22 protein-coding genes are annotated in these 26,133 nt (G+C 69.8%); 10 read left to right on the top strand and 12 right to left on the bottom strand.

Annotated elements, in window-relative coordinates:
- Positions 1-52: 52 nt before the first annotated feature.
- The 8 genes from ACFY8O_RS21650 (at position 53) to ACFY8O_RS21615 (ending at position 7,135) form a co-directional block, all read left to right on the top strand.
- Positions 53-1,102, top strand: a complete 1,050-nt coding sequence (locus tag ACFY8O_RS21650; RefSeq protein ID WP_387904728.1) for a DUF3533 domain-containing protein — start codon at positions 53-55, stop codon at positions 1,100-1,102.
- Positions 1,103-1,291: 189 nt separating this feature from the next.
- Positions 1,292-1,741 (top strand): hypothetical protein, encoded by a 450-nt coding sequence (locus tag ACFY8O_RS21645; protein WP_145806738.1) that lies wholly within the window; start codon positions 1,292-1,294, stop codon positions 1,739-1,741.
- Positions 1,742-1,750: 9 nt separating this feature from the next.
- On the top strand, positions 1,751-3,901 hold the full coding sequence (locus ACFY8O_RS21640) for a hypothetical protein (RefSeq protein ID WP_387904725.1): 2,151 nt from the start codon (positions 1,751-1,753) through the stop codon (positions 3,899-3,901).
- Positions 3,902-3,929: 28 nt separating this feature from the next.
- Positions 3,930-4,574, top strand: a complete 645-nt coding sequence (locus ACFY8O_RS21635; protein ID WP_387904722.1) for a hypothetical protein — start codon at positions 3,930-3,932, stop codon at positions 4,572-4,574.
- 107 nt (positions 4,575-4,681) lie between these two features.
- On the top strand, positions 4,682-5,194 hold the full coding sequence (locus ACFY8O_RS21630) for a hypothetical protein (RefSeq protein ID WP_387904720.1): 513 nt from the start codon (positions 4,682-4,684) through the stop codon (positions 5,192-5,194).
- A 164-nt stretch (positions 5,195-5,358) separates the two neighbouring features.
- The gene (locus ACFY8O_RS21625; protein ID WP_387904716.1) at positions 5,359-5,856 is read left to right on the top strand and encodes a phospholipase; all 498 of its coding nucleotides are present in this window, start codon (positions 5,359-5,361) and stop codon (positions 5,854-5,856) included.
- Between the two features lie 144 nt (positions 5,857-6,000).
- The gene (locus ACFY8O_RS21620) at positions 6,001-6,543 is read left to right on the top strand and encodes a hypothetical protein (protein ID WP_387904714.1); all 543 of its coding nucleotides are present in this window, start codon (positions 6,001-6,003) and stop codon (positions 6,541-6,543) included.
- Between the two features lie 43 nt (positions 6,544-6,586).
- Positions 6,587-7,135 carry a YcxB family protein gene (locus ACFY8O_RS21615; RefSeq protein WP_387904711.1) on the top strand — a complete coding sequence of 183 codons (549 nt, stop codon included), beginning with the start codon at positions 6,587-6,589 and terminating at the stop codon, positions 7,133-7,135.
- Positions 7,136-7,358: 223 nt separating this feature from the next.
- On the opposite strand, the gene ACFY8O_RS21610 is transcribed toward ACFY8O_RS21615, so the two are convergent.
- Positions 7,359-8,444, bottom strand: a complete 1,086-nt coding sequence (locus ACFY8O_RS21610) for a S1 family peptidase (RefSeq protein ID WP_387904708.1) — start codon at positions 8,442-8,444, stop codon at positions 7,359-7,361.
- A 452-nt stretch (positions 8,445-8,896) separates the two neighbouring features.
- Between ACFY8O_RS21610 and ACFY8O_RS21605 the strand changes: the two genes are divergently transcribed.
- Positions 8,897-9,781 carry an alpha/beta fold hydrolase gene (locus ACFY8O_RS21605; protein WP_387904705.1) on the top strand — a complete coding sequence of 295 codons (885 nt, stop codon included), beginning with the start codon at positions 8,897-8,899 and terminating at the stop codon, positions 9,779-9,781.
- Between the two features lie 40 nt (positions 9,782-9,821).
- On the opposite strand, the gene fxsT is transcribed toward ACFY8O_RS21605, so the two are convergent.
- From fxsT to ACFY8O_RS21580, 5 genes are all read right to left on the bottom strand, one after another.
- Positions 9,822-13,748, bottom strand: a complete 3,927-nt coding sequence (gene fxsT, locus ACFY8O_RS21600) for an FxSxx-COOH system tetratricopeptide repeat protein (protein WP_387904702.1) — start codon at positions 13,746-13,748, stop codon at positions 9,822-9,824.
- The gene (fsxC, locus tag ACFY8O_RS21595) at positions 13,745-15,058 is read right to left on the bottom strand and encodes an FxsC protein (protein WP_387904699.1); all 1,314 of its coding nucleotides are present in this window, start codon (positions 15,056-15,058) and stop codon (positions 13,745-13,747) included. The genes fxsT and fsxC overlap by 4 nt, the downstream gene beginning before the upstream one ends.
- A 161-nt stretch (positions 15,059-15,219) precedes the next feature.
- Entirely contained in the window at positions 15,220-17,466 is a 2,247-nt protein-coding gene (gene fxsBH / locus ACFY8O_RS21590; RefSeq protein WP_387904696.1) for a radical SAM/SPASM protein FxsBH, inactivated beta-hydroxylase extension form, read from the bottom strand.
- Between the two features lie 30 nt (positions 17,467-17,496).
- Positions 17,497-17,664: an FxSxx-COOH cyclophane-containing RiPP peptide gene (gene fxsA / locus ACFY8O_RS21585; RefSeq protein ID WP_208766030.1), complete on the bottom strand. Its 168-nt coding sequence runs from the start codon at positions 17,662-17,664 to the stop codon at positions 17,497-17,499.
- Positions 17,665-18,107: 443 nt separating this feature from the next.
- On the bottom strand, positions 18,108-18,749 hold the full coding sequence (locus ACFY8O_RS21580; protein ID WP_387904693.1) for a hypothetical protein: 642 nt from the start codon (positions 18,747-18,749) through the stop codon (positions 18,108-18,110).
- Between the two features lie 389 nt (positions 18,750-19,138).
- On the opposite strand from ACFY8O_RS21580, the gene ACFY8O_RS21575 reads away from it, so the two are divergent.
- On the top strand, positions 19,139-20,038 hold the full coding sequence (locus ACFY8O_RS21575; RefSeq protein WP_387904691.1) for a DUF4231 domain-containing protein: 900 nt from the start codon (positions 19,139-19,141) through the stop codon (positions 20,036-20,038).
- A 17-nt stretch (positions 20,039-20,055) separates the two neighbouring features.
- On the opposite strand, the gene ACFY8O_RS21570 is transcribed toward ACFY8O_RS21575, so the two are convergent.
- From ACFY8O_RS21570 to ACFY8O_RS21545, 6 genes are all read right to left on the bottom strand, one after another.
- Positions 20,056-20,532: a hypothetical protein gene (locus tag ACFY8O_RS21570; protein ID WP_387904689.1), complete on the bottom strand. Its 477-nt coding sequence runs from the start codon at positions 20,530-20,532 to the stop codon at positions 20,056-20,058.
- 184 nt (positions 20,533-20,716) lie between these two features.
- Positions 20,717-21,619: a S1 family peptidase gene (locus ACFY8O_RS21565; RefSeq protein WP_145806755.1), complete on the bottom strand. Its 903-nt coding sequence runs from the start codon at positions 21,617-21,619 to the stop codon at positions 20,717-20,719.
- Positions 21,620-21,946: 327 nt separating this feature from the next.
- Positions 21,947-22,753, bottom strand: a complete 807-nt coding sequence (locus ACFY8O_RS21560; RefSeq protein WP_387904686.1) for a DUF1684 domain-containing protein — start codon at positions 22,751-22,753, stop codon at positions 21,947-21,949.
- Positions 22,754-22,757: 4 nt separating this feature from the next.
- Positions 22,758-24,047 carry an NtaA/DmoA family FMN-dependent monooxygenase gene (locus tag ACFY8O_RS21555; protein ID WP_387904683.1) on the bottom strand — a complete coding sequence of 430 codons (1,290 nt, stop codon included), beginning with the start codon at positions 24,045-24,047 and terminating at the stop codon, positions 22,758-22,760.
- The gene (locus tag ACFY8O_RS21550) at positions 24,044-25,120 is read right to left on the bottom strand and encodes an LLM class flavin-dependent oxidoreductase (protein ID WP_387904680.1); all 1,077 of its coding nucleotides are present in this window, start codon (positions 25,118-25,120) and stop codon (positions 24,044-24,046) included. The genes ACFY8O_RS21555 and ACFY8O_RS21550 overlap by 4 nt, the downstream gene beginning before the upstream one ends.
- Positions 25,121-25,134: 14 nt before the next feature.
- A complete protein-coding gene (locus ACFY8O_RS21545) occupies positions 25,135-26,109 on the bottom strand; it encodes an ABC transporter substrate-binding protein (RefSeq protein WP_387904678.1) in 975 nt (324 codons plus the stop codon).
- Between the last annotated feature and the right edge of the window lie 24 nt (positions 26,110-26,133).

The following is a 26,133-nucleotide window of genomic DNA, read 5'->3' as shown; positions in this document are numbered from 1 at the left end:
TTCGGCCCGCCCCCGACTGCGCGCACAGCGCCCTCCCCGGACCGTGGGGGACATGACTTTCGCTGACGAGGTGAAGAACGCCGTCACCACACGGGCCGCACTGCTGGTCATCGGCGTGCTGGGACTACAGCTGCTGTTCATCGCCTCCTACGTCGGCGCGCTGCACCGGCCGGACCCGACGGACGTCCCCTTCGGCGTGGTCGCCCCGCAGCAGGTGTCCGGGCAGCTCGTCACCCAGCTGGACGGACTGCCGGGCGGCCCTCTCGATCCACGCGCGGTGTCCGGCGAGGCCGAGGCCCGCCGACAGATCCAGAACCGGGAGATCGACGGCGCCCTGATCGTCAGCCCCACCGGGTCGACCGACACGGTGCTCGTGGCCTCCGGCGGCGGCACCGTGCTGGCCACGTCACTGACCAAGATCATCGAACAGGCGGAGGGGCCCCGGAAGCGCACGGTACGCACCGTGGACGTGGCACCCGCGTCCCCCGACGACTTCGACGGGCTCTCCTCGTTCTACCTGGTGGTGGGCTGGTGCGTCGGCGGTTACCTCTGCGCCTCGATCCTGGCGATCAGCGCGGGCACCAAGCCCGCGAACCGGCAGCGCGCGCTGATCCGCACCGCGGTCATGGCGCTGTACTCGATCGCGGGCGGGATCGGCGGGGCGGTCATCATCGGGCCGATCCTCGGCGCGCTGCCGGGCAGCGTCTGGGCCCTCGCCGGGCTGGGAGCCCTGGTCGTCTTCGCCGTCGGCATGATCACGCTCGCCCTGGAGGCACTGACCGGCATCGTCGGCATCGGCCTGGCCGTCCTGCTCATCGTGATCGCGGGCAACCCGAGCGCGGGCGGCGCCTTCCCGCTGCCGATGCTGCCGGACTTCTGGCGGGCGATCGGGCCCGCCCTGCCGCCGGGCGCGGGAACCTGGGTGGCGCGTTCGATCGCGTACTTCCACGGCAACGCGGTCACCGGGCCCCTGCTGGTGCTCTCCGCCTGGGCGGTCGTCGGCACGGCCCTGACCCTGCTCCTCTCGATGCGCCACCGCGCCCCGGCCGCCGGCGGCCCCTCCTCGGCCGCCGGCCCTCTTCACGAATCCCCCACCCCGTGACGCTTCTGCGAATTCGCGGCACGGAAGACGACCGCACCCCAGGGAGTCCCTCACGGCGGCGACCGGCTGATACAACGCGAGTGGGGTCGGTTACATGTGCAATGCCACGTGGGCCGAGGGCTCAGGTCACTCGCTAGAGTGATCACGCCTGAACAGTCCGGCGGTGAGTGGCATCAGCAAGGGGGACCCGTGTCGTTCGAGGAAGAGTGGGCTCAGCAGAAGGGCGAGGTGGCCGAGCGCCACTCGTCGCATATGCGGTTGAACCAGCTCCCCGCCGACCGAGGAACCACACAGCCGCCCTTGCTGGGCAGCAGCTCCCCGGACCTGGCCACCACGCCCGCCAAGAAGAAGAAGGCGGCGAACAGCATCGAGAACACCATCGAGCCGGCGACCAGGACCGCCGCCGACGCCGCCGACGAGTCGGTCCGCGGCGCCATCGCCGAGTTCAAGGGCTGGGAGACCGCCACGGGGCTCAAGAAAGCCCACGAGCAGTGGGACGAGCAGGTCAAGCGGCTGATGGGGCGCCTGAGCCAGGAGAAGTCGGCGCTCCGCAACACCGCCGTCCTTTTCAGCAACAACGACTTGGAGACCGAAGCCGGCTTCGCGCCGGTGAAGTCGTCCAGGGTGTCGGGTATCTAGGGGGAACCGATGCCGACGTACGAAGAGATCACGCAGATCAAACTGTCCACGCTCACCACGGCCGCGGACGGCTGGAAGACGATGGCGGGCAAGTTCAAGACGCTGGAAGACCTGTACGAGGACGACGTACAGAGCATCTCCAAGGGTCAGCTCTGGACGGGCGAGAGCGCCTCCATCTCCTCGACGAACTTCTCGGTGACGCGCAACGAGTACGACGCCGCGCAGAAGGAGGCCAAAGCCATGGAGTCGCTCCTGCGCGACGCCCATGGCCAGCTCACCGAGCTGATCGGCCGGGTCACCTCCGCCGTGGCCGAGGCCGAGAAGGCCGGGATGAAGGTCTCGGGTCAGGGCGTCGCGAGCTACGACTTCAGCAAGGTCGACGCGAAGACGAAGTACAGCATCCAGCACGACCCGGATCTCCCGGACGTGGAGCGCTCCTACACGCAGAAGATCGCCGACGCCGTGCAGGCCGTGACGGAGTACGACCACGACATCAAGGTGGCTCTGCTCCAGGCGTCGGGGGCCGACAAGCCGGGACCCTTCGGTTTCAACGCGAAGCCGGTCGACGACGTCGAAGCCGTCGAGGCACTCAACCTCACGGAGAAGGTGCGTTCCGGCGACGCTTCCGAGAAGGAGCTCAAGCAGTACCGGGACATCATGAACGAGAACTCCGAGGACAAGCACTTCGGCGAGGCTTACATCCACGGCCTCGGCGCGAAAGGCACCTTGGAGCTGGCCGACAGGATGGAGCTCGCGGCCAACGAACGGGGCGCTTCGAAGGCGGACCAGAAGCTCTACGACTCGATCAGCACAAGCCTGGCGAACACCGTCGCCTCGGGCACGAAGGATCCGTCGGGTTACGCCTACAAGCCCTTCGTCGAGGGGCTCAAGGACATCGGCACGGACAACATGGGCGACAACCTGCGGCCGGTGAACGGCTACCAGACCGCGGTCACCCTCATGCAGCACGGCAACGGTTACGGGAAGCAGTTCCTCAACGACGTCGCGAACGACGTCATCGCCGCCGAGAAGGCCAACCCGAACGTCTGGCTGCACCACGTCGACTCCAGCCGCCCCACCCTGGAGAACGACCCGCTGGACGGGCTCCTGGGCATCATGAGCAAGGACCCGGAAGCGGCGACGTACTTCCTCGACCCCGAGGCCGAGGGAAACAAGAACGACCACCTGAAGTACCTGCTGACGGACCGCAAGGAATGGCCCGACGAGTACTTCTCGGGCCCCGGCGCGGTCATGGACATCGAGGACCAGGGAAAGGCCACGGGGCTGGGCGCGGCCATCCAGGCCGCCGCCACCGGGCACGAGCCGGGCGAGAAGCTGGGCGAGGCGGGCCCGCACACCGAGGGCCAGGCACGCGTCATGCACCACGCCATCCGTTACCTGGACGACGAGATGGGCGGCGACGAGTTCCCCGAGGACCTGGAGAACCTGCGCCGGCCGATGGCCAAGGCGATGGCGGACTACGTGGCCGACACGCACATCATCCTCGGCGGCCAGGAGTCGGATTACGGGGGCTCGGACGGCCAGACCTCCATCTACGGGTCGGGCGACAAGTCTCATATCGCTGTCGGTCAGGGAAGCCTCATCCGGGTGATGCGAGGCATCTCCGACGACGCACCGTCCTACGCGCTGCTGTACGAGGCGGAGCGGGCCTACTCGGCCGACGTTCTTGCCGAGGCACCCAAGTACGACGGCAATCCCGACCATGGGATGAGTGCGGACTGGAACCATCGCGGACACGAGGTCGGATCGGCGATGGGGGCGATGAACGGCATCGGCGCCGACGTGTGCAAGGACAAGGAGGAGGACAAGGTCGAGTGGGCCGAGGACATGGCCGAGTATTCGTCCATCGGCGCCAACGGGCTCATAGGTGAGATTCCCGTCGTGGGCACCGCGGGCGGAGCGCTGATCGACTCCCTCAAATACGACTGGACGAAGGACGTGACCGACGCGGCCGAGGAGCAGGGCAAGCAGGACTCCAGCGAGAACTACTCCAAGGGCAAGAACGGAACCAACGAACTCATGGACAAATGGGGAGAACAGAATGGGGTCTCCGGCACCGGGGCTCACAAGACGGCCAAGGACGAGGCGAACGATGCATACTCCAGCGGGCGCGGAGCCGCTGAAGCTCACCTTGGCTAGGGGACGCCGCCGTCCGGCTGTTGCATGTGTGGCCGTAGCGCTGGCGATCGCGGCATCAGGGTGCACGTCCGACGACTCCGCCGAGCCCCAGGCCAAGGACGAGTTGTGTCGGCTCGCTCCGGATTCCGGCGAGAGCGGGACGCTGCGGCAGCTGTGGGGGCAGGGCGACGTGGAGACGGATGTCTCCAACGATGCCACTGATCTCACCGAAGGTATGCGTGCTTGGCTGAAGCCGGGCGGGCCGGAGAAGTCGGCACTTCCCCTACGCATGTGCTCCTACCGTCCGGGGACCACAGCCGGAGCGCGGATGCTGAGCATCGAGTTCGGCTGGTTGCCTCGCGGTGAAGTCGGAAGCAAGACCGCATCGCTCCCCGGAACGGTCCGTCACTACACCGTGAACGACGCGACCGTGCAGGCCACCGACATCGTTTCGAAACTCACCGTGTCGTGCCGAATGCCCGGCGACCTCGAAAAGGCGTCGCAGCAGGTCCTCCTCCAGGGCGAAGCCTCCAACACCCTGCTCATGGGGACCGAGGTCCAGCAGAAGACGATCGACCAGCAGATCACCTTCCTCTACCTCATGACCCGCCGCGCCACCGAGGCACTCGGCTGCGAGAACACCCCCCTCACCAAGGACCCCGTGGTCAAGGCGTCGCCCACGCCCGCCGCCTAAGGGCTGTCCCGGCCGGCAAAACCGGCGGGCATCCGGGCGTTCCCCCGGGTAATGTCTGCTCGTTCGAAACGGGCCCCACGTCAGGGGCCTCGCGCGGGAGGGGCGTCATGAGCGGTACGGGGTCGGTCGACAGCGGGTGGAAGCTGAGCGGTGAGGAGGGCGGGAGGCTCGCGGGCCGGTGGTGGCAGTGGGCCTTGTCCGCACCGGAGGGCCGCAGCCCGGTGGAGGACACGACGGGTGAGCACGCCGCCTGGAACCAGCCGGACGACCTCTGGTTCCTGGCCGGCACCTACGGTGGCCGTGTCGTACGGCGCTGTTCGCTCCCCTCGGACCGGCCGGTCTTCTTCCCGGTGCTCAACATGCAGCACACCCGCTCGTATTCGAGGGTGCCCCGGTCCATGCCGGTGGCGGAGGCCACCGCATCGCTCAACGGCATCTCGTTGCCGTTGCAGGAGTTCACCGCGCCGTTCAGGACGGGGCTGACGCAGCGCTACGCATGGGGGATCTGGGGCGGCGTGGCGCCGTTGATACCCGGCCAGTACGTACTGGAGATCAAGGCCAGGGCCACCAACGGCTTCTGGGTCGACACCACGTATCACCTGGAGTCCGAGGCCGCCTAAGGGCCGTCCGGGCCCCAGGTACGCGCGGCGCACTCCCGGCCCGTTGGCAGCTACCTGCCGAAGGCCTGTGCATGGCAGGTACATGGCGTCATTCTGGAGCGGCCTCGCGAGACCGGCGAGGAGCACGGCCGGCACAACCCCCTCACATCCCCCGGAGGTTGCTCATGCGTCGCCGCTTCACCGTCCCGCTCGCCGCAGTCACCCTGTCGCTCCCGCTCGCCCTGATTCCCGCCGCGTCCGCTTCGGCCGTCCCGTCGGACAAGCCGCAGGTCCTGAGCTCCTGGACCCAGACGAGCGCGTCCAGCTACAGCGCGTGGAACACGGCCCGCAACAACCAGGGGGCCTGGTCCGCGTACGGCTTCGACTGGACGACGGACTACTGCAGCACCTCGCCCGACAACCCGTTCGGCTTCCCTTTCCAGAAGGCCTGCGCCCGCCACGACTTCGGCTACCGCAACTACAAGGCGGCAGGGACGTTCCCGGCGAACAAGTCCCGCATCGACTCCGCGTTCTACGCGGACCTGAAACGCGTCTGCGCCGCCTACACCGGCGCCCAGCTGACCGCCTGCAACAGCACGGCCTGGACCTACTACCACGCCGTGGACATCTTCGGCGTCGCGCCGGCCCAGGGCACCCCTGCCGATCTGTCCCGAGCTGCCTGACCCCGCCCGCACGACCGGCCCGGGCGCCGACGGCCCTTCCGTGGACCGGCGCCCGGCCGGATGTCCCGACCGGACAGACGGGCCCTGGGCCCCTCCCGTTACGATCACGGCCTACCACAGGGCAGTTCAGGGAGGGGCAGGGCCGTGACGGAGGGGCTGAGCAGCGCCACGGAGGACACCGTCGTCGAGTTGCGGTACGAGCTGGGCCGGCCGGACTGGTCCGACGCGCTCCGCGCCCGTGGGCGGGCACGTGGGATCAAGGGCCGGCTGCGAGGACTGGCCTCGCCGGTGCTCCTGGTGGGCGCGGTGTGGCTCCTGTCCGGCAACGCGCTCCTGGCGGGATTCGCCCTCCTCGGCTGCGCGTCGGGGCTCGTCCTCAGGGCGGTCGTCCTCGCCCACCGGCTCACGAAGACGGGTGCCCCCCTGGGGCCCTGGAACGTGACCGTCGCCGACTCCGGCGACGGCGTGCGGTTCGGGTGCACGGACATGGAGACCCGCAGGGGCTGGCGGAGCCTCGGCGGATACGTGGAGACCGTCGCCGGATTCGTCCTGCTGTCACCCGCGCCGCACCTCCTCGTCGTGCACTACCTGCCGAAGCGCGCCCTGGGCCGGGACACCACCGACCGGCTGCGCGGCATACTCGGCCGCCGCCTCCCCCAGCACGGCGGCCGTCCGCCCCGGCACTGACGTTCGATAGGCTCCGCGGGATTTTCGGAGACGGGGAGAGATCATGGGCGAAGGCCGCAGCACCAGAGACATCGACGGCACCGCGGGCCAGGAGCACACCGAAGTCCGGCTGACATACCGGCCCGAGCCGGCGGACACGCTGGCCGGCCTGCGGGTCCGCGAGCGGATCAAACGGACAGGGCTGGTGCTGCGCTGGGTGTTCCTCACTCTGTGGGTGGGACACTGGCTGTTCAGCACCGTGCGCCACGGTGCCGCCGACGTGGTGTCGACCGTCCTGTTCGTGTTCGTCGTCCTGGTGCTGTGGGGATACCCGCGGATCCAGGCCGCTCACGTACAGCGGCTCGTCGGCTGGCAGGGCGAGTACCGGGTCTCCGTCTCCCCGGCCGGGATCACCTGCGCCAACGACCACAGCACCCTGTTCCAGCAGTGGGTCTTCTTCCAGGGCTACCGGGAGACGGCCGGCCACTTCGTCCTGCTCAGCCGGGACCCCAACATCATGTGCCTCGACGTCCTTCCCAAGCGGGGCGCCCACGACGCCGGGGACCTGGACCGGCTGCGGGCCCTCCTCGACGAGCACACCAACCGGGTCTGACAGGTCTGACACACAGTCATCCCCCGCCGGGCCCCGCCCCCTGCTCCCGTGAGGACGCCACCGGCTGCCGCGCACCCCGCTCGTCCCGCTTCGGTCTTTCGGGTCGCGCGGCGCGGCCGTACGCGACGTACATCCCGGACGCCCTGACAGCAAAGGGCCCGCCCACCCCGTTTCCAGGGGCGGGCGGGCCCTCGCGCACCTCACTCGTGGGAGCGGGCCGGCGTCAGCCGATCTCGGCGCCGAACGCCGCCAGCGCCTCGGGCACCGGCTGGAAGAACGTCTCGCCGCCCGAGGAGCAGTCGCCGCTGCCGCCCGAGGTGAGACCGATCGCGGTGTCGCCCGAGAAGAGCGAGCCGCCGCTGTCCCCCGGCTCGGCGCAGACCGTGGTCTGGATGAGGCCGTTGACGATGTCGCCGTTGCCGTAGTTGACCGTGGCGTCCAGGGCGGTGACCTCCCCGTCGTGGACCTGGGTGGTCGAGCCGCTGCGGGTCACCGACATCCCGACCGTGGCCTCGCCCGCCCGGGTGATCGCCTGGGTGGAGCCGTCGTAGAGGTCCACCTCGCTGGGGTGCGCCACGTCGGAGGTGTACTTGACCAGGCCATAGTCGTTGTCGGGGAAGCTGGAGCCCTCGTTGGCCCCGATCTCCGAGCCGCCCTGCGAGTCGGACCAGCTGGTGATCGACTCGGTGCAGTGGCCGGCGGTCAGGAAGTACGGCTCGCCGCCCTTGACGACGTTGAAGCCGAGCGAGCAGCGTCCTCCGCCACCCCAGATCGCGTCGCCCCCGGCTATCAGAGGCTTGAACTCCCCTGCGGTCTTCTTGAGTTCCGCCGTGGAGCCGAGCCCTTCGACCACCTTGCTCAGCTTGTCCCAGTCCGCGCCGTCGACCGTGCGGTCGGCCGTGACGACCACCTTGTTGCTGACCGGATCGACGGCCCAGGAGGTGCCGGGGACGGCCGCCTTCCCGGCGAGGGTCTGCCGGGCGTCCGTCAGCTGGGCGAGCGTGTGCTCCACGAGTCTGGCCTTGCCGCCGGCCTGGCGGACCTGTTCGGCCGCCGCCTCGTCGACGACGTTGACGACGAGGTTCCTTGACCCTGCGTCGTAGTACGCGCCGGTCGTGTCGTCACCCAGTGCCTTGTCCAGGGTGGCTGCGAGACTTCCGGCCGAGTGGGTGTCGAGGGTCCGTGCGGTGAACCGGGGTACGTCTTCACTGGCGTTCGCAGTCTGGAACGTCACGCCTGCTGCGACCAGGGCGAGGACGGCCGATCCGGCCATCGCCACGCGCTTCCTGGACATGCGTCGGTGCTTCAACTTCGACCTCCTGTGGGGCCGCGCACCGGGCATGTGGGGTGCCTGGTGCACGGAGGATGGGGCGCCCACTATTCCGACGCGATCCGTAGCACACAAGGTCGAGTTCAGGACGCGCACACGACGGCGACCGTTCGCCCGCGACGCGTTCACAAGCAGCGTGTCGGACCACGTCGGTCCCGTTCGCGAACACCGTGCGCGACGGGGTGCTGCCCGCGGGTGAGGACGGGCCCTGTCCGGTAATCGCTCTTCCGGTCCGCATGCTGTGCGGGGCGCCCCTGAAGTCGAACACCCGGCGAGCGCCCCCCGAACGTCACCGAACGTCCCCGGCACCACCGGCCGGTCGCGACAGGGAGTGCCGGTATCGCGTGCGATAGGCCATCATCGAACAGGCAGGAATCACCGGGCACGTGAGGCCCGGTCCGGGCACTTGGTGACCGAGCGGAGGGGGCGGCGTGCCGAATCGGGTTCGCGTGGCGGACGGACGGCATCTGACAGTCGTACGTCAGGGGGACCCACGAGGCAGACCGGTGTTCCTCCTCCATGGGATGCCGGGCAGCCGACTGGGCCCCGCTCCCCGCGGAATGGTCCTCTACCAGCGCAACATGCAGCTGATCTCCTACGACCGGCCCGGGTACGGTGGCTCGGACCGGCTGCCGGGGCGCCGGGTGATGGACGTCGCCGAAGACGTACGGACCATCGCGGACTCGCTCGGGCTGGAGCGCTTCGCCGTGGTCGGACGCTCCGGCGGCGCCCCGCACGCCCTGGCCTGCGCGGCGCTGATGCCCGAACGGGTGACCCGTGCCGCCGCCCTGGTGAGTCTGGCTCCCCGGGACGCCGAGGGGCTGGACTGGTTCGAGGGGATGGCCGCGTCGAACGTGCTCGCCTACTCCAGGGCCGCCGCGGACCCGGACGGGCTGGCGGAGTCCTTCATCAGCCGCTCGGCGGCGATCCGGCAGAACCCGGTCCAGCTCCTGGACGATCTGCGCCGGGAACTGACCGACTCCGACCGGACCGTGGTCAACGACGCCGGGATCCGCACCATGCTCCTCGACAACTTCCGCGAGGGGCTGCGCACGTCGGCGTACGGCTGGATCGACGACGCGATCGCCTTCTCGAATCCGTGGGGGTTCGACCCCGCCGGCATCACCTGTCCGGTGATGCTGTGGCACGGCGTGCAGGACGTGTTCTCCCCCGTCGGGCACTCCCGCTGGCTGGCCGGGCAGATCCCGGGCGCCACCGCCGTGCTGGAACCGGCGGCGGCGCACTTCGCCGCGCTGTCGGTGCTTCCCGGCGTGCTCAACTGGCTGCTCGACGAGCGGGAGGCGGCGGTCTGCTGAGGCCGGGGCCCCGGGCTCGGTGAGCCCGGAGCCCGTCGCCTCACACGGACATCGGCTCCAGCTCCCTCCAGAACCTCCGCTCGTCGCGCGCTATCCGGGTCAGCGGGTGCTCGTCGCCGAGCTGCCTGGCGAGTTCGTCACCCGTCTCCGACCTCAGCCGCAACACCTCGTCCTTGCGCCCCATCGCGTCGAGCGTGACCGCGAGGTTGGACGTCATGGCCAGGGTCTCCGGGTGATGCGCCCCCAGAACCTCCCTGAGCTGGCCGGCGACGCGCCGCTCCGTCTCCAGGACGAGTTCCAGATCACCGCGCTCAGCCGTCGCGTTCGCCAGGTTCATGACGCAGAACAGCGTGTTCGGGTGCTCGCGCCCGAACACGTCGCGCATCGAGGCGACCACCCGGGTCAGGAGCTTCTCCGCCTCCATGGCGGCCCCGGCCCCCGCGAGGTAGACACCGAGATTGTTCTGCGCGGCCAGGGTGTACGGATGCTGCTCCCCCGGCACCTTCATGTACTGGTCCACCACCTCTTGCGCGGTGTCCCTGGCCTCGGTGGCCTCCCCCGCCGCGAACAGGTCGGCCGCCATGTTGAGGTCGCAGGCGAGCGATTCCGGGTTGGCCGAGGTGTACTTGGCCCGGTACCTGGCCCGGGTGGCGACCGTCAGCCTCCGCGCGTCCTCCAGCTGCCCCGCCCTGCGCAGCGAGACCGCCAGGCTCTTGGCGGCGCTGAGCGTGGTCGGGTAGGTCCGGCCCAGGGTGGCCTTCAGACTGTCGTACGTGCGGCTGAGCAGCCCGACGGAGTCCTCGTACCGCCCTACCTCGCGCAGGTCACGGGCCAGGTTGAGTGCGGAGGACAGGCTGTGCGGGTGTTCCTGGCCCAGCACCTCCGACCGCAGGTCGTAGCAGTCCTGGTCGATCTCCCGAGCCCTGGCGTACTGCCCGATGCTGCGCAGGTTCAGCGCGAGGTTGTTGGCCGCGGCGAGCGTGCGGGCGTGCCTTTCGTGGAAGATCTGGTTGAAGCCGTCATGGGCCTCGGTCGCCAGCTCGATCGCCCGCCCGTAGTCGCCGAGCAGACCCAGGTCGATGGCCAGGCTGCTGGTGGTCATGTACGTGTGCGGGTGCTCCGGCCCGAGCACCTCGCGCTGCAGCCGCAGGGTGAACTCGTCGAGCTCCTTGGCCTCCACGTAACGGCCCCGGGTGCGCAGGATGTTGGAGAGGTGGAAGCAGAGGTACAGGTACTGGATGTCCCGTTCTCCGAGCATGCCGAGCCAGACCTCACGCAGCTCCTCCCCCAGGGTGGCCGCCGTCCTGACGTCGCCGCGCTTCCAGAGATAGCGCACGCGGTCGATCAGTAACCTGCGGGTCTCGTGGTCCCTGCAGTTACGGGCGTCGGACGGGCCGAGGTGCGGCCATATCGCGGCGAAGCGCGGCCAGGTCTCCGGGTTGTCGATCGGCTCGGTGTCGTCGGGCCGGGCCCCCGCCAGGATGCGGTGGACGACGTGCCTGGCCTCGGCCTGCTCCTCTTCGCTGAGCTGCGCCCTGATGACCGCCTGGACCAGGCGGTGCACCTGGATCGAGTTCGACACCTGGTCGACCTTGGCCAGGGCGAACCGGCCGATCTCCCGGATGACACGGCCCAGAACCAGCTTCTCCTGCAACGAGGAGTCGTACGGCTTCAGGGCCTCGATCATTTCCTTGCTGTAGAGGAGGTTCGCGGAGATCGGCTCAGGTGCGAAGAAGGCACAGAGCTGCAGCAGCCGCACCGCGGCCGGCGAGCGCTCCTTGAGGCGCTCGATCGAGATGTTCCACGTGGCGGCGACCGGCCTCGGATATCCGGCGGGCTGGTTCAGGGCCAGCACCTCCGGGGCCTGCTGGGCCAGCTGCTCCAGATAGGTGTCGATGGGCGTGGCCGTCTCCGCGATCCAGGCTGCCGCCTGCTCGACGGCGAGCGGGAGGTCACCGACGGCGGTCGCCACCTGGGCCGCGTCCTCCGCGCTGAGTCCGGGAGCCCGACGCTGCAGGTGTTCGATCGACTCCTCCCGCAGGAAGACGTCGACCGGCAGCGCGTCACCGTGCTGGGACCACGCCTGGTTCCGTGAGGTGACGAGGATGTGGCCGGAACCGCCCTGGGGGAAGTAGCGCCGCAGTCGTTCCGGGTCGTCGGCGTTGTCGAACACGAGGAGCCAGCGGTCCGACGGCACCCCACGCCGCAGCAGATCGACAGCCTCCTGCGAGGCCGCGGCCATGTCGTCGCCCCCCTGAGCGCCGAGCCGGACGGCCAGCTCCGCGAGACCCGCGATCACGTCGTCGGTCTGCTCGGACGATATCCACCACACCAGGTCGTAGTCGGCCATGAAACGGTGGACGTACTCCAGGGCCACCTGGGTCTTGCCGACCCCGCCGAGGCCGTACAGCGTCTGGGGCTGCGGCAGTACGACGGCCATGCCACCGCCGAGCTGGTCACGCATCCGCTCCAGCACCAGGGAGCGGCCGGTGAAGCCGGGGTTGCGTGGCGGTGCGTTCCAGATCCGGGGCACGGTACCGGGGAAGCGGGGACCTGGTGACACCCCGTCGCCGAGCTGGACCGGCCGGTCCAGGGCCCGCATGAGGGCGGTCGTGGCATGCACCTCGTCCAGCCGGAACAGGTCGACCGGGTTGCGGTCGATGTACGGCGCGGAGAGCCGGACGTCACTGATCCTGAGCGGCAGCAGTTGCCGTCGCCCGCCACCGGGGTCCTCGGAGACCGCTCGCTCCCAGAGATCGACGGCCCGCTGGGACTTGAGGTAGGCGCTGGAGAGGAGCACGACGGTGCGGGCCGCCGTCTCGGCCGGAGCGTGCGCGGCGTCCGGGTCGGCGGAGACGTCGCGGGGGACCACCCGGAACCCCGCGCGCGTGAGTACCGACTCGATCCAGTCGGCCCACATGCGGTTCTCCGCCACATAGCTGAGGAAGAGATCGGCGGGGAGCGCGGGCCTGCGCCGGGTGAACGCGTCGCGGATGCGCAGCCGCGCCTCCTCCCCCACGGGAGGCATCGCGGTGACCTCCTGCTGGGTGATCACCGCGGTGAGACGTTCGAAGGCCGACAGGAGCGAATTGCTGAGTCCCGCCTCGTCGCCGAAGGTGGCGAGGGTCTCCTCGTAGGCGTAGTAGGGACGGTAGGGGATCTCCACCGCACCCCAGTAGGCGGTGAGTTCGTCCCCGGAGAGGTCCCGCGGCAGCCGGTCGAACTTGAGCCGGGCCAGCGCGCGTCCGGCGTCCGCCTTCTCCTTCTCCCCTTCGTCTATGCGCATCGGCACGGGGAAGATCGAGATGGGCCGGCCGGTGTAGCGCTCGGCGATCTGCCGGGCGACGGAGGCCGCGCCGTCGATGGACTGGTCGCTGAGGGTGAAGCAGTCGACGAGCACGTCCGGGAGGTGGACGGTGCAGATGTCGGCGATGTCGCTGAGGCCCGTACGGCTGTCGATGAGGACGTAGTCGTAGTTGGCCTTCATGTCGTCCCGCAGGGCGTCGAAGAAGTGCCCGCCGCCGAGACGGTCGTAGAAGTTGTCCCAGTCGAAGGTGGAGACGGTGGCGGAGTACTCCCGGTTCTGACGCCCCGCCGAGACGAAGTCGAGGGTGCCGCCCCGCGGGAACTCCCAGCCCAGTGCTTCCGGGGTGAGCGAGACCGCGTGCGGCTGGATGCGGGCGTAGTCCCGGTGCCAGTCGTCGGCCCGCTGGGCGGGGTTGGTGGCGGCCCAGGCGAATTCGGTGATCAGGTCGATCACGCCGGTGGTGGCCCCGAGCGTCGAGGGGTCGAGGAACGGGTGGAAGAACCGGTGGAGCCCGGGCGCTTCGAGGTCCCAGTCGACGGCCAGCACCCTCTTGCCGTTGGCTGCCAGGATCCAGGCGGTGTTGGCCAGGGCCATGGTGCGCCCCGTCCCGCCCTTGTACGAGTAGAAGGTGACGATGCGCCCGTCACGACCGGCTGTCATACGTCCTCCGCATCCGTCGCAGGGTCGTGCATGTCGGGTATGAACTGCGTGTTGCCCATGGGCCCCATCAGCCGCGTCCGTTCACTCTGCCGTCCACCAGCCGGTGGATAGACCGTGGCATGCCTCAGATACTGCTGGGCCGCCACCTCGACCACCTGGGGCAGCACCTGACCGAACGCCTCCATACTGGGTACCCCCTTGGCCGCGACGCGGCAGAAGGCCCGCCCCTGTCGCATCTTGACCGGCATCGTCTGCTCGAGCTTCTCGGTCAGTTCGGCTTCGGCCGCCCTGCTCTGGTGGTCGTCCCTGCACCACGGCACGACCATGGTCACCCAGGGCCGGTTCTCCGCGTCGAACGCGGCGAGCCTGCGCCTGAGGTCCTCGTCCCGCAGGGCCCAGCGGTCGACGAGGAGGATCTCGGGGGTGGTGGGCGGCTGTTTTCCCTCACGCTGTCCGGGCTCCTCGTCGAACGACGTGATGTGAGCCTGGTAGTTGAGCGAGCGGACCAGCTCTTCCGCCACATAGGCGAGCGGTCTGGCGGAGGCCGGGTGGTAAGGGTTCCATTCCTGCGGATTGTCGCCGTAGTACTCGGGGTTCCTGCCCTCCGGCAGGTCGTGACGCGTCGGCGCGGCAATGGTGATCCGCATGGGCCTCGGGGCACCCGCTCCGCTGCCCGGCGCTCCGAAAGCACTGGGAACGAGGCGGAAGTCGAGTGGTCTGCCCGAGCTGATCCGTACGGTGTCAGCCACGTGGACGATGCGTTTGGCCAGGTGATAGACGGCTTGTTCGTAGTCCTGGGCGAACAGCGTGAGTTTGATCAGTCCGTAGAGCCCGTCACTGACGTAACGGTCGCCGAAGTCACGGTGATTGAACTGTAACCGCTCGGCGGGCCCTGGCAGTTGGCTCGGTGGTACCGGAACCCAGAGCGCGGGCACGATCGCCTCGGCGGGCTGGTTCGACCGGGCTCGGTGATGGATGGCGCGCTGTTCGAAGGCATACCACTCCTTGCCGCACATCTCGCTCGCGAAATAGCGGGGCGAGAACAGCGGGACGAAGACCCGGCAGTTGGCGAGCACGCTGCCCAGCCGCTCCGACCAGCCCTCACCGGAGCGTATCTCGCGGTCCATGAAGCCGGCCGGCGCTCCTGCGGGGAGATTGGTCATGGCCATCACATGACCGCAGAGATCTTGGAAAAGCCGTTCGACCCACATGTCTGGGTCCGATCCACCGCCGTACCCCGGTGTGTGCGCGTAGCTGAGAAAGAAGTACGGCCGATGGTCCGCCGCTCGCTGCTGCGTCGATGCGTGCACACGACCCCCGTCCTGTGTGGCACTCGCATCGAGAGAGTGGAAAGAAGGATGCGAGCGAATTCATCATTACGGAACGGACCGAACTCCACCCCCCTGAGGTTCGGTCATTCACCGCTTCTTTTCGGTCATCCACTCACACGTCGGACCACCCCCGCTCATGATCAGGAACGCTCTTGCGCCTTTTCTTCCCCAGATGTTCCATGTGTGCTTCCGGCGAGCTCTTTTCGGAGTCCGGCCACGACCCTGGCTCCGTCGACGGTCAGTTCAGGAGCCATTTCGATCATGTCGAGTGCGTGCCGGACACCGTCCAGAATCCGGGGTTCGAACAGCCCCGCTCCCACCCGTTCGAAAGTCTCCGAGAGCAGCTTCGAAAACGGCACGGTTTCCTGACTCCACGGAGCTTTGTGCTCCCATTCGCCGTCTGCCGCGTAGAGATCCGTGACACCCACGAGTGCCCGGAACTTCGTCCGTCTGAATCCGCGCAGCAGTGCGAGGGCGAGCTCCTCGTCCGTACCGTCGGCACCGAGACCCAGCGCACCGTACCCGTGCGTTCCGGCATGGGTCGCCCCTGCCGCAAGAGGGGTCAGGGCCACCAGCACCTCCGCCGCCTCGGCCGCCTGTACAGGCACCTTCCGCCGCAGCGACTCCCACGCCGCGTCCAGGCGCGTACCCCACACCCGCGCCTCCCGCGGGGTGAGCCGCGGGGCCACCGGGGCGTCGAAGCAGGCGCGGTACGGGTCCAGATCGTCGAGGGTGAATCGGGGCCCGCCGTCACCACCGACCCGACGCAACGGACTCCAGCCCCCGGCCTCCACGGTGGTGTCGGCGATGTCGACCGCTCCGCCCGGACCGTCCCAGCGGACCTGGAACCCTTCCCCGGCAGCTCGTACCAGGGCCCGCCCCCGCTCTCCGGGTTCGCCGACGCGCACTTCACCCAGCGTCGGAAGGAAGAGCCTGCCGTCGTCGTACGGCACGGGCACCGTCAGCTCGAGGCGTGCGCGGACGGCCGCCGCAGCGACGGATGCGGCCAGCCGGCCGGCGGCCCTGTCGTCCACCCGGTCCTGCGCGTCGAGCAGCCAGGTGCGGGTGTACGGATGACCCAGCACCTCGTCCAGAGCGCCGGCACCCCGCTCGCTCTCTTCGATGCCGACAGCCAGTTCCCAAGCCTCGTCCCAGGGGGCACGCTCGCGTGCGCCGGCTCCTGCGTGCAGTGCGGCGAGGAGGGTGCGGTTCAGATCCTGCCCGGCCCTGACGAGTTCGGCGGGTTCGTTCACGACGGGAGAGCCGAGGGAGGCGGCGGCGCGCTCCTCGACGGCGCGCACCAGCGTCACGAGGTCCGAGCAGTACACCGAAGGGTTGTCGAACCCGTTGGACGAGCGGTAGCGATGCGTGTAGAGGCCTCCTCCGCACGAGCGTACGACGGGGCACGTCCGGCACGTCTCGCTGACACCGGCCAGGCCCAGTTGCCGCGCCCGGACGCCGGGGTGGGCGGCGACGTCGTCGAAGCTGTGCGAGAAGACGTCGAACCCGGTGGCCGCGGCCCCCTCGTACGCGCTCTTGAGGGAGTCGACCTGTTCCAGCTGCCCGTCCGTCTCGATGACGACCAGGTCCGTGGGGGCGAGTCCGAGGGATTCGGTGAGGCTCGGACCGCCGCTCAAGGTGGACAGGACCGAGGAGAAGAGGCGCACGGGCAGCGTCCGCCCCTGCTCCGTCCAGCGGTCGAAGACCGCGAGGAGCCAGTCGGCGTAGGCGGTGGGGGATCCGTCGGGCCGCGCCGGAGGGTCGTCCCACGTGGCGTGCGGAAGGAGGAAGTCCACCTGCGGTGGATCGAGCTCGGCGAGGGCGTCGAAGACCGCGACCGGATCGTTCCTGATGTCGATGGTGCACAGCAGCCCGAGGTCGAGGTGCCGGTAGCGGTCCTCACGCAGCAGTTGCACGGCCCTGAGGACCAGGGGGTGACTGGACCGGCCGTTGGCGAAGAGGCGGTGCCGGTCGTTCGCCGCGCGGTCGCCGTCGAGCGAGATTCCGACCTTGACGTCGAACTCCGCGAAGAGGTCGAGGTAGCGGGGGCTGAGCTGGACGCCGTTCGTATGGATCCTGAGGTCCAGCTCAGCGATACCGTCCAACGCCGAAGTCAGCTCCTCGCAGACACGGCGCAGTCGCGCCGGACCGGCCAGGAGCGGCTCGCCTCCATGCAGGATCACTGACATCGAATCGAGTGCATGCTCCGAGGCATGCTCGGCCAATCGTCGAGCAGTCCATGAAATGGCCTCGTCAGAGATGGACTTAGGGCGGGTGCGCCAGCTCTGATCTGCGTGTTCATAGATATAGCAATGGTCGCAGGCAAGATCGCATCTGCTGTGCACCTTGAGCACAACTTCACGAAAGGGGACCAGGGGTCCTGTCATCCCCCCAGTCTAGCCACCTCGGCACTCAACTCAGAGTGCCGAACTGAAGGTCGAGGTCTGCAGGGAACGACCCGTGGAGGTACCGAATACCCGCCCGATCTTCCTGGAGGCGTCGGCGCCACGGGCGTCGATCTTGGCGAGCGGCACACGGCTCTTCTTCGCGATAGCGAAGGAGGGGGAGGTTTCGTAGGTCTTCACGGCCGTCCTTGGGAGATTGTTTCCGGACACTGGATCACAGCCGGCATCTGCATATTCACAGTGTCCGGCGGCATGACTTTACTCTGCCGTCGGCCCCTCGCAAACGCGACGTGAGAGGAAATCCTGTGTTTACGCCGAATTGTGGAGATGGAAATCACCGCGCCCTTTGAGCCGCTCGGGTGACGGGGGATCAGGAGGTCCGGAAGCCCGGGAGCGCCCTGCTCACCGGGCCCGTCACATCCGGCCACGATTCTGGTCGTGAACGGGATGGCCCGCCCGTGTACACCCTCCGGGGTCCCGGCGCTCGTGGACCACCGGGCCGGAAGCCGGTGTCCACCCGCCTCGACGGGAGGCCGTGGAGCCCTCCCGCGCGCGGTTTTCACCCGTTCGGCGCCGGCCGGGATCCTCACGGGCGGCCGGCCCGCCCCGCGCAGACGACCGCATCAGTCCGGCGGAGCAAACGTGTTCGCCCTCGCACCCCTCATGCAGTCACCGATGCGCTCATGACTGTCGCCCACGAGATCGGTGACCCGGATGCGCACATGGAGCGCTTCGACACGGTCGACGAACTCCTTGGAAAAGGCCCCGACCAGCACCGTTTCGTAGCTGCCGGTCCCCACGAGGGGGAAGCCGGGCCCGAGCTCGGCGAGCTGGAAGTCCTCCGCGACCACCAGCCCCGCCCCCGTCAGTTCCTCCACCGCCACCGTGATGTCGGTCCATCGGGTGCCGGCGCGGCGCTCCCGGCCCGCCAGGACGACCTGGCAGTCGTAGGACTCGACGGTCGCGATGTGCTGACCGCCGTTCAGGATGCCCACGGCCCAGGCCTGTGTGTCCCCGCGCAGATGGCCTCTGGCCCACGAGCCCCGCCACCCCAGGTAGGGCCGGACGGTACGGGCGTACTGGGCCCGCGCGAGGACGGCACCGACCGCTACGGCCAGCAGGCTGCCGAGCGCCTCCATGTCGAGCAGTTGCAGGCGCCAGGGCCAGTGCTCGCGCGCCTCGGGTGTGAGGTTTCCGCGGATCGACTCCCACACGAGGACAAGCATCAGCAGCCCCAGCATCACCAGGGGCGCCGTGAACAGCAACGGACTCCGGCGGATCCTGCGCTGGGCCCGAGGGAACGGAGCGCCGCTTCCAGGACCCGCGTCGGCCATGTGGTTCCCCCTCCCCCACAGGGTGCGCTGTCCGGGAAGTATCAACTTCCGTGCGGCACAACGATGTTGTGGACGATCCTTCCACGGCGCCCCCGGTCGCACGAGGGTGCTTTTCGGGCAGGAAGTGCAGCGGCGCCCGGGAGGCACCATTGCCGTACACGAGGGCGCGACCTACTCTCGTGGCCCCGGCAGGCCCCCCACGCGCACTCCTGCGCCCGGGCGGCGCACCCGAGGACCACCGCGCCGAGGGCCGGACCGGCGACGACCACAACTGCAGACGGGGGAGAAAAATGACGGCGATTCCAGGACCTCTGCAGAGCATGGTCTTCAGGAGCGCTGATCTGCCCGCACTCTTCCACCACACGGACGCCGTCGCCGTCGCGCGTCAGCGGGAGGCGGTGAACACCACCCGCGGCCAGCTGGCCCTGCTCGTCCTGGGCACCGTGCCCGCCGCCCTGCCGTGGCATGTCACGGTCGGCGCGGGGGTCCAACTCCTGGACCTCATCGCGGTGTTGGCCTACCTGGGTGTCCTGATCACGACCTACCTGGCCTCCCGGCGCAAAGCAAAGTCGCATTGGCAACTCAACCGCTCCGCAGCGGAGTTCATCAAGTCCAACTGCTGGCGCTACGCCGTCCACGGCTCCCCCTTCGACACCGGCACGCAGCATCCGGAGGCGGTGTTCGCCAGCCGGCTGGAGGAAGGGCTCCAGGAGTTACGGAAGGTGGGGTGGGACGACCCCCGGGAGGGCATGGCGGACTCGGGCGGAGGCCTCATCACCGCGTCCATGCGGGAGTTACGGGACAAGGCCTTCACCGTACGCAAGGAGACCTACATCCGGGACCGGCTGATCGAGCAGCGGCGGTGGTACCGCAGGCGCAGGCTGGTGTCACGCCGAGGGGCGCTCGTGTGGTCGAGCACGATCGCCGCGCTGACGCTGCCCGCACTCGTCCTCGCCGTGTTGCAGACCTTCGGCAGCGCCGGATCGTTCGGGCTGACGGGCACGCTCTCCGCCGCGGCGGCAGCCTGCCTCGCCTGGAACGAGATGCGCCGTCATCACCCCCTGGTGACCGCCCACTCCCTGGTGGAGGACGACCTGGAGAACATGCAGGCCGCGATGGAGACCACGCTGACCGAGCGTCAGTGGGCCGCCGCCGTGTTCGAGACCGAGCGGATCGTGTCGCCGGAGCACACGGACTGGCTGGTCAGGCACCGGATGTGAGGGAAGCGCCCGCGGGTTCAGTCACGCTCCACGCCGTCGAGCCAGATGACGGTGACGGGCCGTCCGAGGCCGCGGGCGTACGTCACGATGTCGCCCGTGCCGCCGAGGCCCCGCGCCGGCCGGCCGTCCCACACCGCGAGCAGCCGGTCGCAGTGGTCGGCGATGTAGGTGCCCGCCGCGTAGTACGCCTCGTCGGTGGAGTACGGGAAGTTCAGCTGGACCTCACGGGCGGCCCGGGCCTTGAGCTTCCGGTAGTGGACGAGCTCCGTCTCGTCGAAGCCCGCCTCGTAGTCACCGCTGGGAATGACCACGGTCAGCTCGGCGCCGTGGGCGAGCGCGAGGTCGGCGAAGAGCTGGTCGGCGCCGACCGCGAGGCTGGAGAGTGCCTCCAGGGAGCCTTCGTGGCCGCACAGGGCGGCCCTCAGCCCTTCCCGTACGTGGGCCTGGGCTTCCTGGGGGATGGAACGGTGACCGGTCACTCCGATGCGTTTCACGGACCTGGAACCCCCTGGTGTCGACGGGGGCTCCGGAGGGCGTCCCTCCGGACCGGCGCAGCGTCCGCCCCCGTGATGCCTCTGCGACCGACCGTCCTGGCATTCTCTCAAGAGCCGTGGTCCGAAGGGAGCCCCCGCCGGGGATCGGCGGGGGCTCACGGGAGTGCGGCGGTACCCGGTCGGGTCAGAACACGCTGACCCCGTACGCGCTCAGTGCTTCGGTGACCGGCTGGAAGAAGGTCGTCCCTCCGGTGCTGCAGTTGCCGCTGCCGCCCGAGGTGAGACCGATCGCCCGGGTGCCGGAGTAGAGCGGGCCGCCGGAGTCGCCGGGCTCGGCGCACACGTTGGTGCGGATCATGCCGTACACGATGTCCCCGCCGCCGTAGTTGACCGTGGCGTTGAGGCCGGTGACGGAGCCGCTGTGGGTGCCCGTGGTGGAGCCCCTGCGGGTGACGGACATGCCGACGGTGGCGTTGGCCGCGCTGGTGATGTCCTGGCTGCCGACCGTGCCGGACTTGGTGACGGAGGTGTTGGTGTAGCGGACGATGCCGTAGTCGTTGGTCGGGAAGCTGGAGCCCGTGGTGGTGCCGAGGACCGTGGTGCGGCCCGAGTTGGACCACCAGGTACCGGCTCCGTCGGTGCAGTGACCGGCGGTCAGGAAGTAGTAGGTGCTGCCGCTGCGGACGTTGAAGCCGAGGGAACAGCGCCAGCTGTCGGCGTAGATCGCGTCTCCGCCGGAGATCAGTTTGCTGAACTTTCCGGGGGTGCGTTCGATGCGCAGGGCGCCCGCGTTGGCTCCCGCGGACTCCTTGATCTCCTTGATCTCGGCCTGGGAGACGGTGCTGTCCACCGTGACCAGGAGCCGCCCGGTCGACGGATCGACGTTCCAGGCGGTGCCGGCGACATCGGCCTCGAGCACGGCCTCTCCCGCCGCGCTGAGCTGGTCCGTGCTGAAGGTCGCGGCCTGATCGGCGCTGGCCGCGGGGACCGCGAGGGCCGCGACGGCGACGAGGCCCGCGGTGACGGCTGTGACACGGCTACGTCTCGCCGTGCCACCGGTGCGGGGGTTGGTGCGCTTGATCCTCACTTTTCGTTCCTCCCGAGGGGAATCGGGGGCCCGCCTGTGGGGTGGCCGGACCCGTGAGGCGCGGTCGGGGGCACGCCGCGTACCGAAAGGTGTTCGAATTCCGGATGCGTCGTGGTCCTGACGGGCGCTGCTCGGGAGTATTCGGGCCGTCAACCGGCCGCACAAGGGCGCCTTTCGGCCGCGTGGGCACAGCGGCGGCACCGCTCCCGGCAGCCCTGGTGCTGGTGGGGCTGCCGGAAACGGTGTGGCGGTCCTGCTCCCCGGTGGACCCGGCCCCCGGGGTGGCGCGGGCGTCCAGGAGGGGCGGGCGTCCGGCGGTGGGACGGGTCAGCCGTCGATCCGGTTCCGCTCCCCCGCCGGGACGGCCACCGTGAGGGTGTTCCCGGGCGGCGGGAAGGGGCAGATGAAGTGATCGGCGAAGGCGCAGGGGGGCAGCAGCGCGCGGTTGAAGTCGACCCGGACCCTGCCCTCGGCGTCGGGCGCCCCGGGCCGCAGGAAGCGGAAGCGGTAACTGCTGTTCCCGCTGGTGGCGTCGGCGAAGACGGCCCAGAGGGAACCGTCCGGCTCGACGGCCGCCTGGAGCGTGTGCTCCGCTCCGTCCACGGTGAAGGCGAGCTCGCCGGAGAGTCCCAGACCGCGTTCGCGGCCGTCCGCGTTCGCGACACGGATGGTGCGGTCGCTCCCGTACGGCCGGAAGGTGCCTTCCAGCGCCCAGCGCGGGTCGTACGGGGTGGCGTCGATGGTCCTGAAGGCGTGCCGGGCCGGGGACTGCGGGTCGAAGTCCCGTACCGCCCACAGGCCTTCACGGCTCAGCACGACCAGCCGGCGCTCTCCCCGCGCCACCCGGGAGGTGTCGACGGGGCCCCGGTCGGCGCCCAGACGGACCTCGCCGGCCAGCGGTTTCCCGTCGACCGTCAGCCCGTCCTCGAGGCCGGCGACGAGCACCACCTCCCCGTCCTCCTCGCGCCACAGCCCCGGTACGGCCGGAATTCGACCCTCGGGATGATCGGCGAGCCAGTGGGTGCCGGTGAGGGAGAGGGGACCGTGCGGCGCGGCCACGGCGACGATGCGTCCCTCGTGCCAGCGCTGCCAGGCGTGGAACTCCTCGCTGTCCTGCTGTGCGTCCGTGCTCATGCGGTCAACCTTTCCATACCGGCTCGGCCAGGCCGAGGTGCGACCTCAGCGTCGGACCGGCGTATTCGGAGCGGAAGGCTCCGTGCTCCTGGAGCAGCGGGACGACCCGGTCCACGAAGTCGTCCAGGCCGCCGGGGGTGAGGTGCGGTACGAGGATGAAACCGTCGGCGGCGTCCTCCTCGACGAACGTCTCCAGTTGCGCCGCCACCGTCGCCGGGGAGCCGATGAAGGACTGGCGGGCCGTGGACTCGATGACGGTCTGGCGGATGGACAGCCCCTTGGCCTCGGAGACGGCCCGCCACTGCGCGGCGACGGCGAGCGGGTCCGCGACCCGCACGCGCCCCTGGACCAGGTCCGATCCGGGGTCCGGGTCGATGTCGGGCAGCGGCCCGTCGGGGTCGTACGAGGAGAGGTCGCGGCCCCAGACCTGTTCGAGGGCGAGGATGGCGTTCTGCGGGGAGACCTGCTGCCGGCGGATCTCGGCGGCGTACTCCTGTGCCTCCGCGTCCGTGTCGCCGACGACGACCGTGACACCGGGCATGATCTTCAGGTCCCCGGGCTGTCTGCCGTACTTCTCCAGGCGCGCCTTCACGTCGGCGTAGAAGGTACGGCCCGCCTCCAGGGTGCCGTGCCGGGTGAAGATGACGTCGGCGGCGGACGCCGCGAACTCCCGGCCCTCGTCGGAGTCGCCGGCCTGGATGACCACCGGGTGCCCCTGGGGCGAGCGGGGGACGGTGAACTCTCCCGAGATCTCGAAGTGCCGGCCGGAGTGCGCGAAGGGCCGCGCTTCACCGTCCGGTGTCCAGGAGTCCCAGAGCTCACGGGCCGTGGCGACGAATTCCGCGGCCCGGGTGTAGCGGTCGGCCCTGTCGAGGTAGCCGCCGCGGCGGAAGTTCTCACCGGTGAAGGCGTCCGAGGAGGTGACCACGTTCCATGCGGCCCGGCCCGCGCTGAGGTGGTCGAGCGTGGCGAGACGGCGGGCGAGTTCGTAGGGCTCGTTGAAGGTGGCGTTGACCGTGGCGGCGAGTCCGAGGCGGTCGGTGACGGCGGCCAGGGCGTTCAGCACGGTGAGGGACTCGGGGCGGCCCACCACGTCCAGGTCGTGGATGCGGCCGTTGTGCTCGCGCAGCCGCAGCCCTTCCGCGAGGAAGAAGAAGTCGAACTTCCCCCGCTCGGCCGTCCTGGCCAGGTGCTCGAAGGAGGTGAAGTCGATCTGGCTGCCGGACCGGGGGTCGGTCCACACGGTGGTGCTGTTGACGCCGGGGAAGTGGGCGGCGAGGTGCATCTGTCTCATGACTGGGCCCCTGAGGTGTCTGCGAGCGCGTAGCGGTTGGCCGGCCGACCGAGGCCCAGGTGCTCGCGCAGGGTGCCGCCCGGGTAGAAGGTCCGGAACAGGCTGCGGTGCTGGAGCAGGGCCACGGTGCCGTTGACGATCCGTTCGAGGTCGCGCTCCGGGGCGATGGGGGTGAGGTGGAAGCCGTCGACGGCCCCGCCCCGGTGCCACTGGATGACGAGTTCGGCGAGGTCCACCGGACCGCCCCGGAAGTAGGTCCCCCGCCCGGCGAGCTGCGGGCCGCTCTCCAGCCCGGGTTCGGGGGCCGTCTCGGCGTCCCCCAGGTCGACGGTGAGGGCGACCAGGATCCGCAGGCTCTCGGGGTCCCGGCCGTGGGCGGTGGCGCGGCGGCGCAGGTCACCGGCGAGCGAGGCCGCCTGTTCGGGGGAAGTGGCCCGTATGTGGACGACGTCGGCGTGCCGGGCGGCGGGCTCACGGGCCGGGCCGCTCGTGCCGTCGACGACCGTGACGGGCCTGCCTTGCGGGGGCCGGGGCACGATGGCCGGGCCGCGGACGGAGAAGGTGCTGCCCTCGAAGTCGATGTGGTGCAGCTTGTCGCGGTCGATGAAACGGCCGGTGGCGGCGTCCCTGATCTCCGCGTCGTCCTCCCAGCTGTCCCACAGCCGCGCCCCCGCGTCGGCGGCCTCTCCGGCTTCCCGCCACAACGCGGTGGCGGGCGCGGCAGGGCGCCGGCCGAACAGCCGGGCCTCGGCCTCGGTGCTCGACACGTCGGCCTGCCAGCCGGCCCGGCCCTTGCTGACCCAGTCGAGGGTGGCGACGGCGGAGGAGACGTGGAAGGGCTCGGTGTGGGTAGTGGTGACGGTCGGCACGAGGCCGATGCGGGTGGTGGCCGGGGCGACCCGGGCCAGGACGGCGAGCGCGTCGGGACCGGGGCGCGCGAAGGAGTCGTGCAGGGTGACGTAGTCGAGCGCCCCTCCTTCGGCGAGGCGGGCCAGCGTGACGTGGGACGCGGCGTCGTAGCGCGGCGGGCCGCCGATCTCGGCGGCGAGGTGGAGTGGCCTGGTGGGGGACATGCGGACCTCTCGGGTCAGTTCTCGGTCTTGGGGAGGCCGGGCGGGTTGATCTCGGACTTCTCGACGGCCTCGCTGGACAGCCCCCAGCGCTCGAGCACCTCGGCGTACGAACCGTCCTGGATGATGTGGTCGATCGCGGCGCCGTACGCCTCGACCAGGCCGCTGCCCTTCCTGGTGGTGGCGGCGATCTTGCCCTGGACGCCGTCGCCGCCGCCCGAGAGCGTGCCGATGATCTCGGACTGGCCGGCCGACGCGACGTGGTAGTTGGCCGAGGGGCTCGGGCCCAGGTAGGCGTCGATGCGGCCCGACTGGAGGGCCAGGTAGTAGTCGGTGTCCTTCTGGAAGTACGTGATGTCCACCGGCTTCCGCCCGGCCTTGACGTTCTCCTCGCTCCAGTCGACGAGGATCTTCTCCTGGTTGGTGCCGGAGGCGACGGACACGGTCTTCCCCGCGACGTCCGCCGGGCCCTTCACCTTCCAGCCGGAGCCCTTCTTCGCCTCGAAGGCGATGTTGTCGAGCCGGTAGGTGGCGAAGTCGTACTTCTCCTTGCGCTCCTCGGTCACCGTGACGTTGGACAGGACCCCGTCGAACTTCGAGCTGTCCAGGCCGACGAAGAGGTTCTCCCAGGAGACCTCCTCGAACTCGGGCTTCAGGCCGAGGGTGTCCGCGATGAGGGTGGCGATGTCGATCTCGCTGCCGATCCGGGTCCTGTCGTCGGTCGCGTAGAACCCGAGCGGTGGTGAGGCGTCGGCGCTCGCGCCGAACCGGAGGGTGCCGCGCTCGCGGACCGCGGCCGGCACCTCCGCGGCGATCTCCTCCACCTTCTCGCCTCTGATCCGGTTCTGGTCGGGGCCGATGTTGATGCCGGTGTCCTTCCGGCCCTCGGGACGGATCACGTCCTCGGTGGCGTCGCTGGTGCCGCAGGCGGCGAGCAGCCCTGCGGTGGTGAGGGCGGCGAGGGCGGTGGTGAGGGTGCGGCGTACGGGCACGTGACTGCTCCTTGAGCGCGGGGA

The organism is Streptomyces argenteolus (assembly GCF_042902585.1).
GTDB lineage: Bacteria > Actinomycetota > Actinomycetes > Streptomycetales > Streptomycetaceae > Streptomyces > Streptomyces argenteolus.
This window is presented reverse-complemented; position numbering and strand designations above follow the sequence as displayed.

Excerpts from the sequence above, each read along its gene's own strand:
- ACFY8O_RS21650 (WP_387904728.1), top strand. The coding sequence starts at position 53 with ATGACTTTCGCTGACGAGGTGAAGAACGCCGTCACCACACGGGCCGCA.
- ACFY8O_RS21640 (WP_387904725.1), top strand. The coding sequence starts at position 1,751 with ATGCCGACGTACGAAGAGATCACGCAGATCAAACTGTCCACGCTCACC.
- ACFY8O_RS21630 (WP_387904720.1), top strand. The coding sequence starts at position 4,682 with ATGAGCGGTACGGGGTCGGTCGACAGCGGGTGGAAGCTGAGCGGTGAG.
- ACFY8O_RS21625 (WP_387904716.1), top strand. The coding sequence starts at position 5,359 with ATGCGTCGCCGCTTCACCGTCCCGCTCGCCGCAGTCACCCTGTCGCTC.
- ACFY8O_RS21615 (WP_387904711.1), top strand. The coding sequence starts at position 6,587 with ATGGGCGAAGGCCGCAGCACCAGAGACATCGACGGCACCGCGGGCCAG.
- fxsT (WP_387904702.1), bottom strand. The coding sequence starts at position 13,748 with ATGACAGCCGGTCGTGACGGGCGCATCGTCACCTTCTACTCGTACAAG.
- fxsBH (WP_387904696.1), bottom strand. The coding sequence starts at position 17,466 with ATGACAGGACCCCTGGTCCCCTTTCGTGAAGTTGTGCTCAAGGTGCAC.
- ACFY8O_RS21575 (WP_387904691.1), top strand. The coding sequence starts at position 19,139 with ATGGTCTTCAGGAGCGCTGATCTGCCCGCACTCTTCCACCACACGGAC.
- ACFY8O_RS21560 (WP_387904686.1), bottom strand. The coding sequence starts at position 22,753 with ATGAGCACGGACGCACAGCAGGACAGCGAGGAGTTCCACGCCTGGCAG.
- ACFY8O_RS21555 (WP_387904683.1), bottom strand. The coding sequence starts at position 24,047 with ATGAGACAGATGCACCTCGCCGCCCACTTCCCCGGCGTCAACAGCACC.
- ACFY8O_RS21550 (WP_387904680.1), bottom strand. The coding sequence starts at position 25,120 with ATGTCCCCCACCAGGCCACTCCACCTCGCCGCCGAGATCGGCGGCCCG.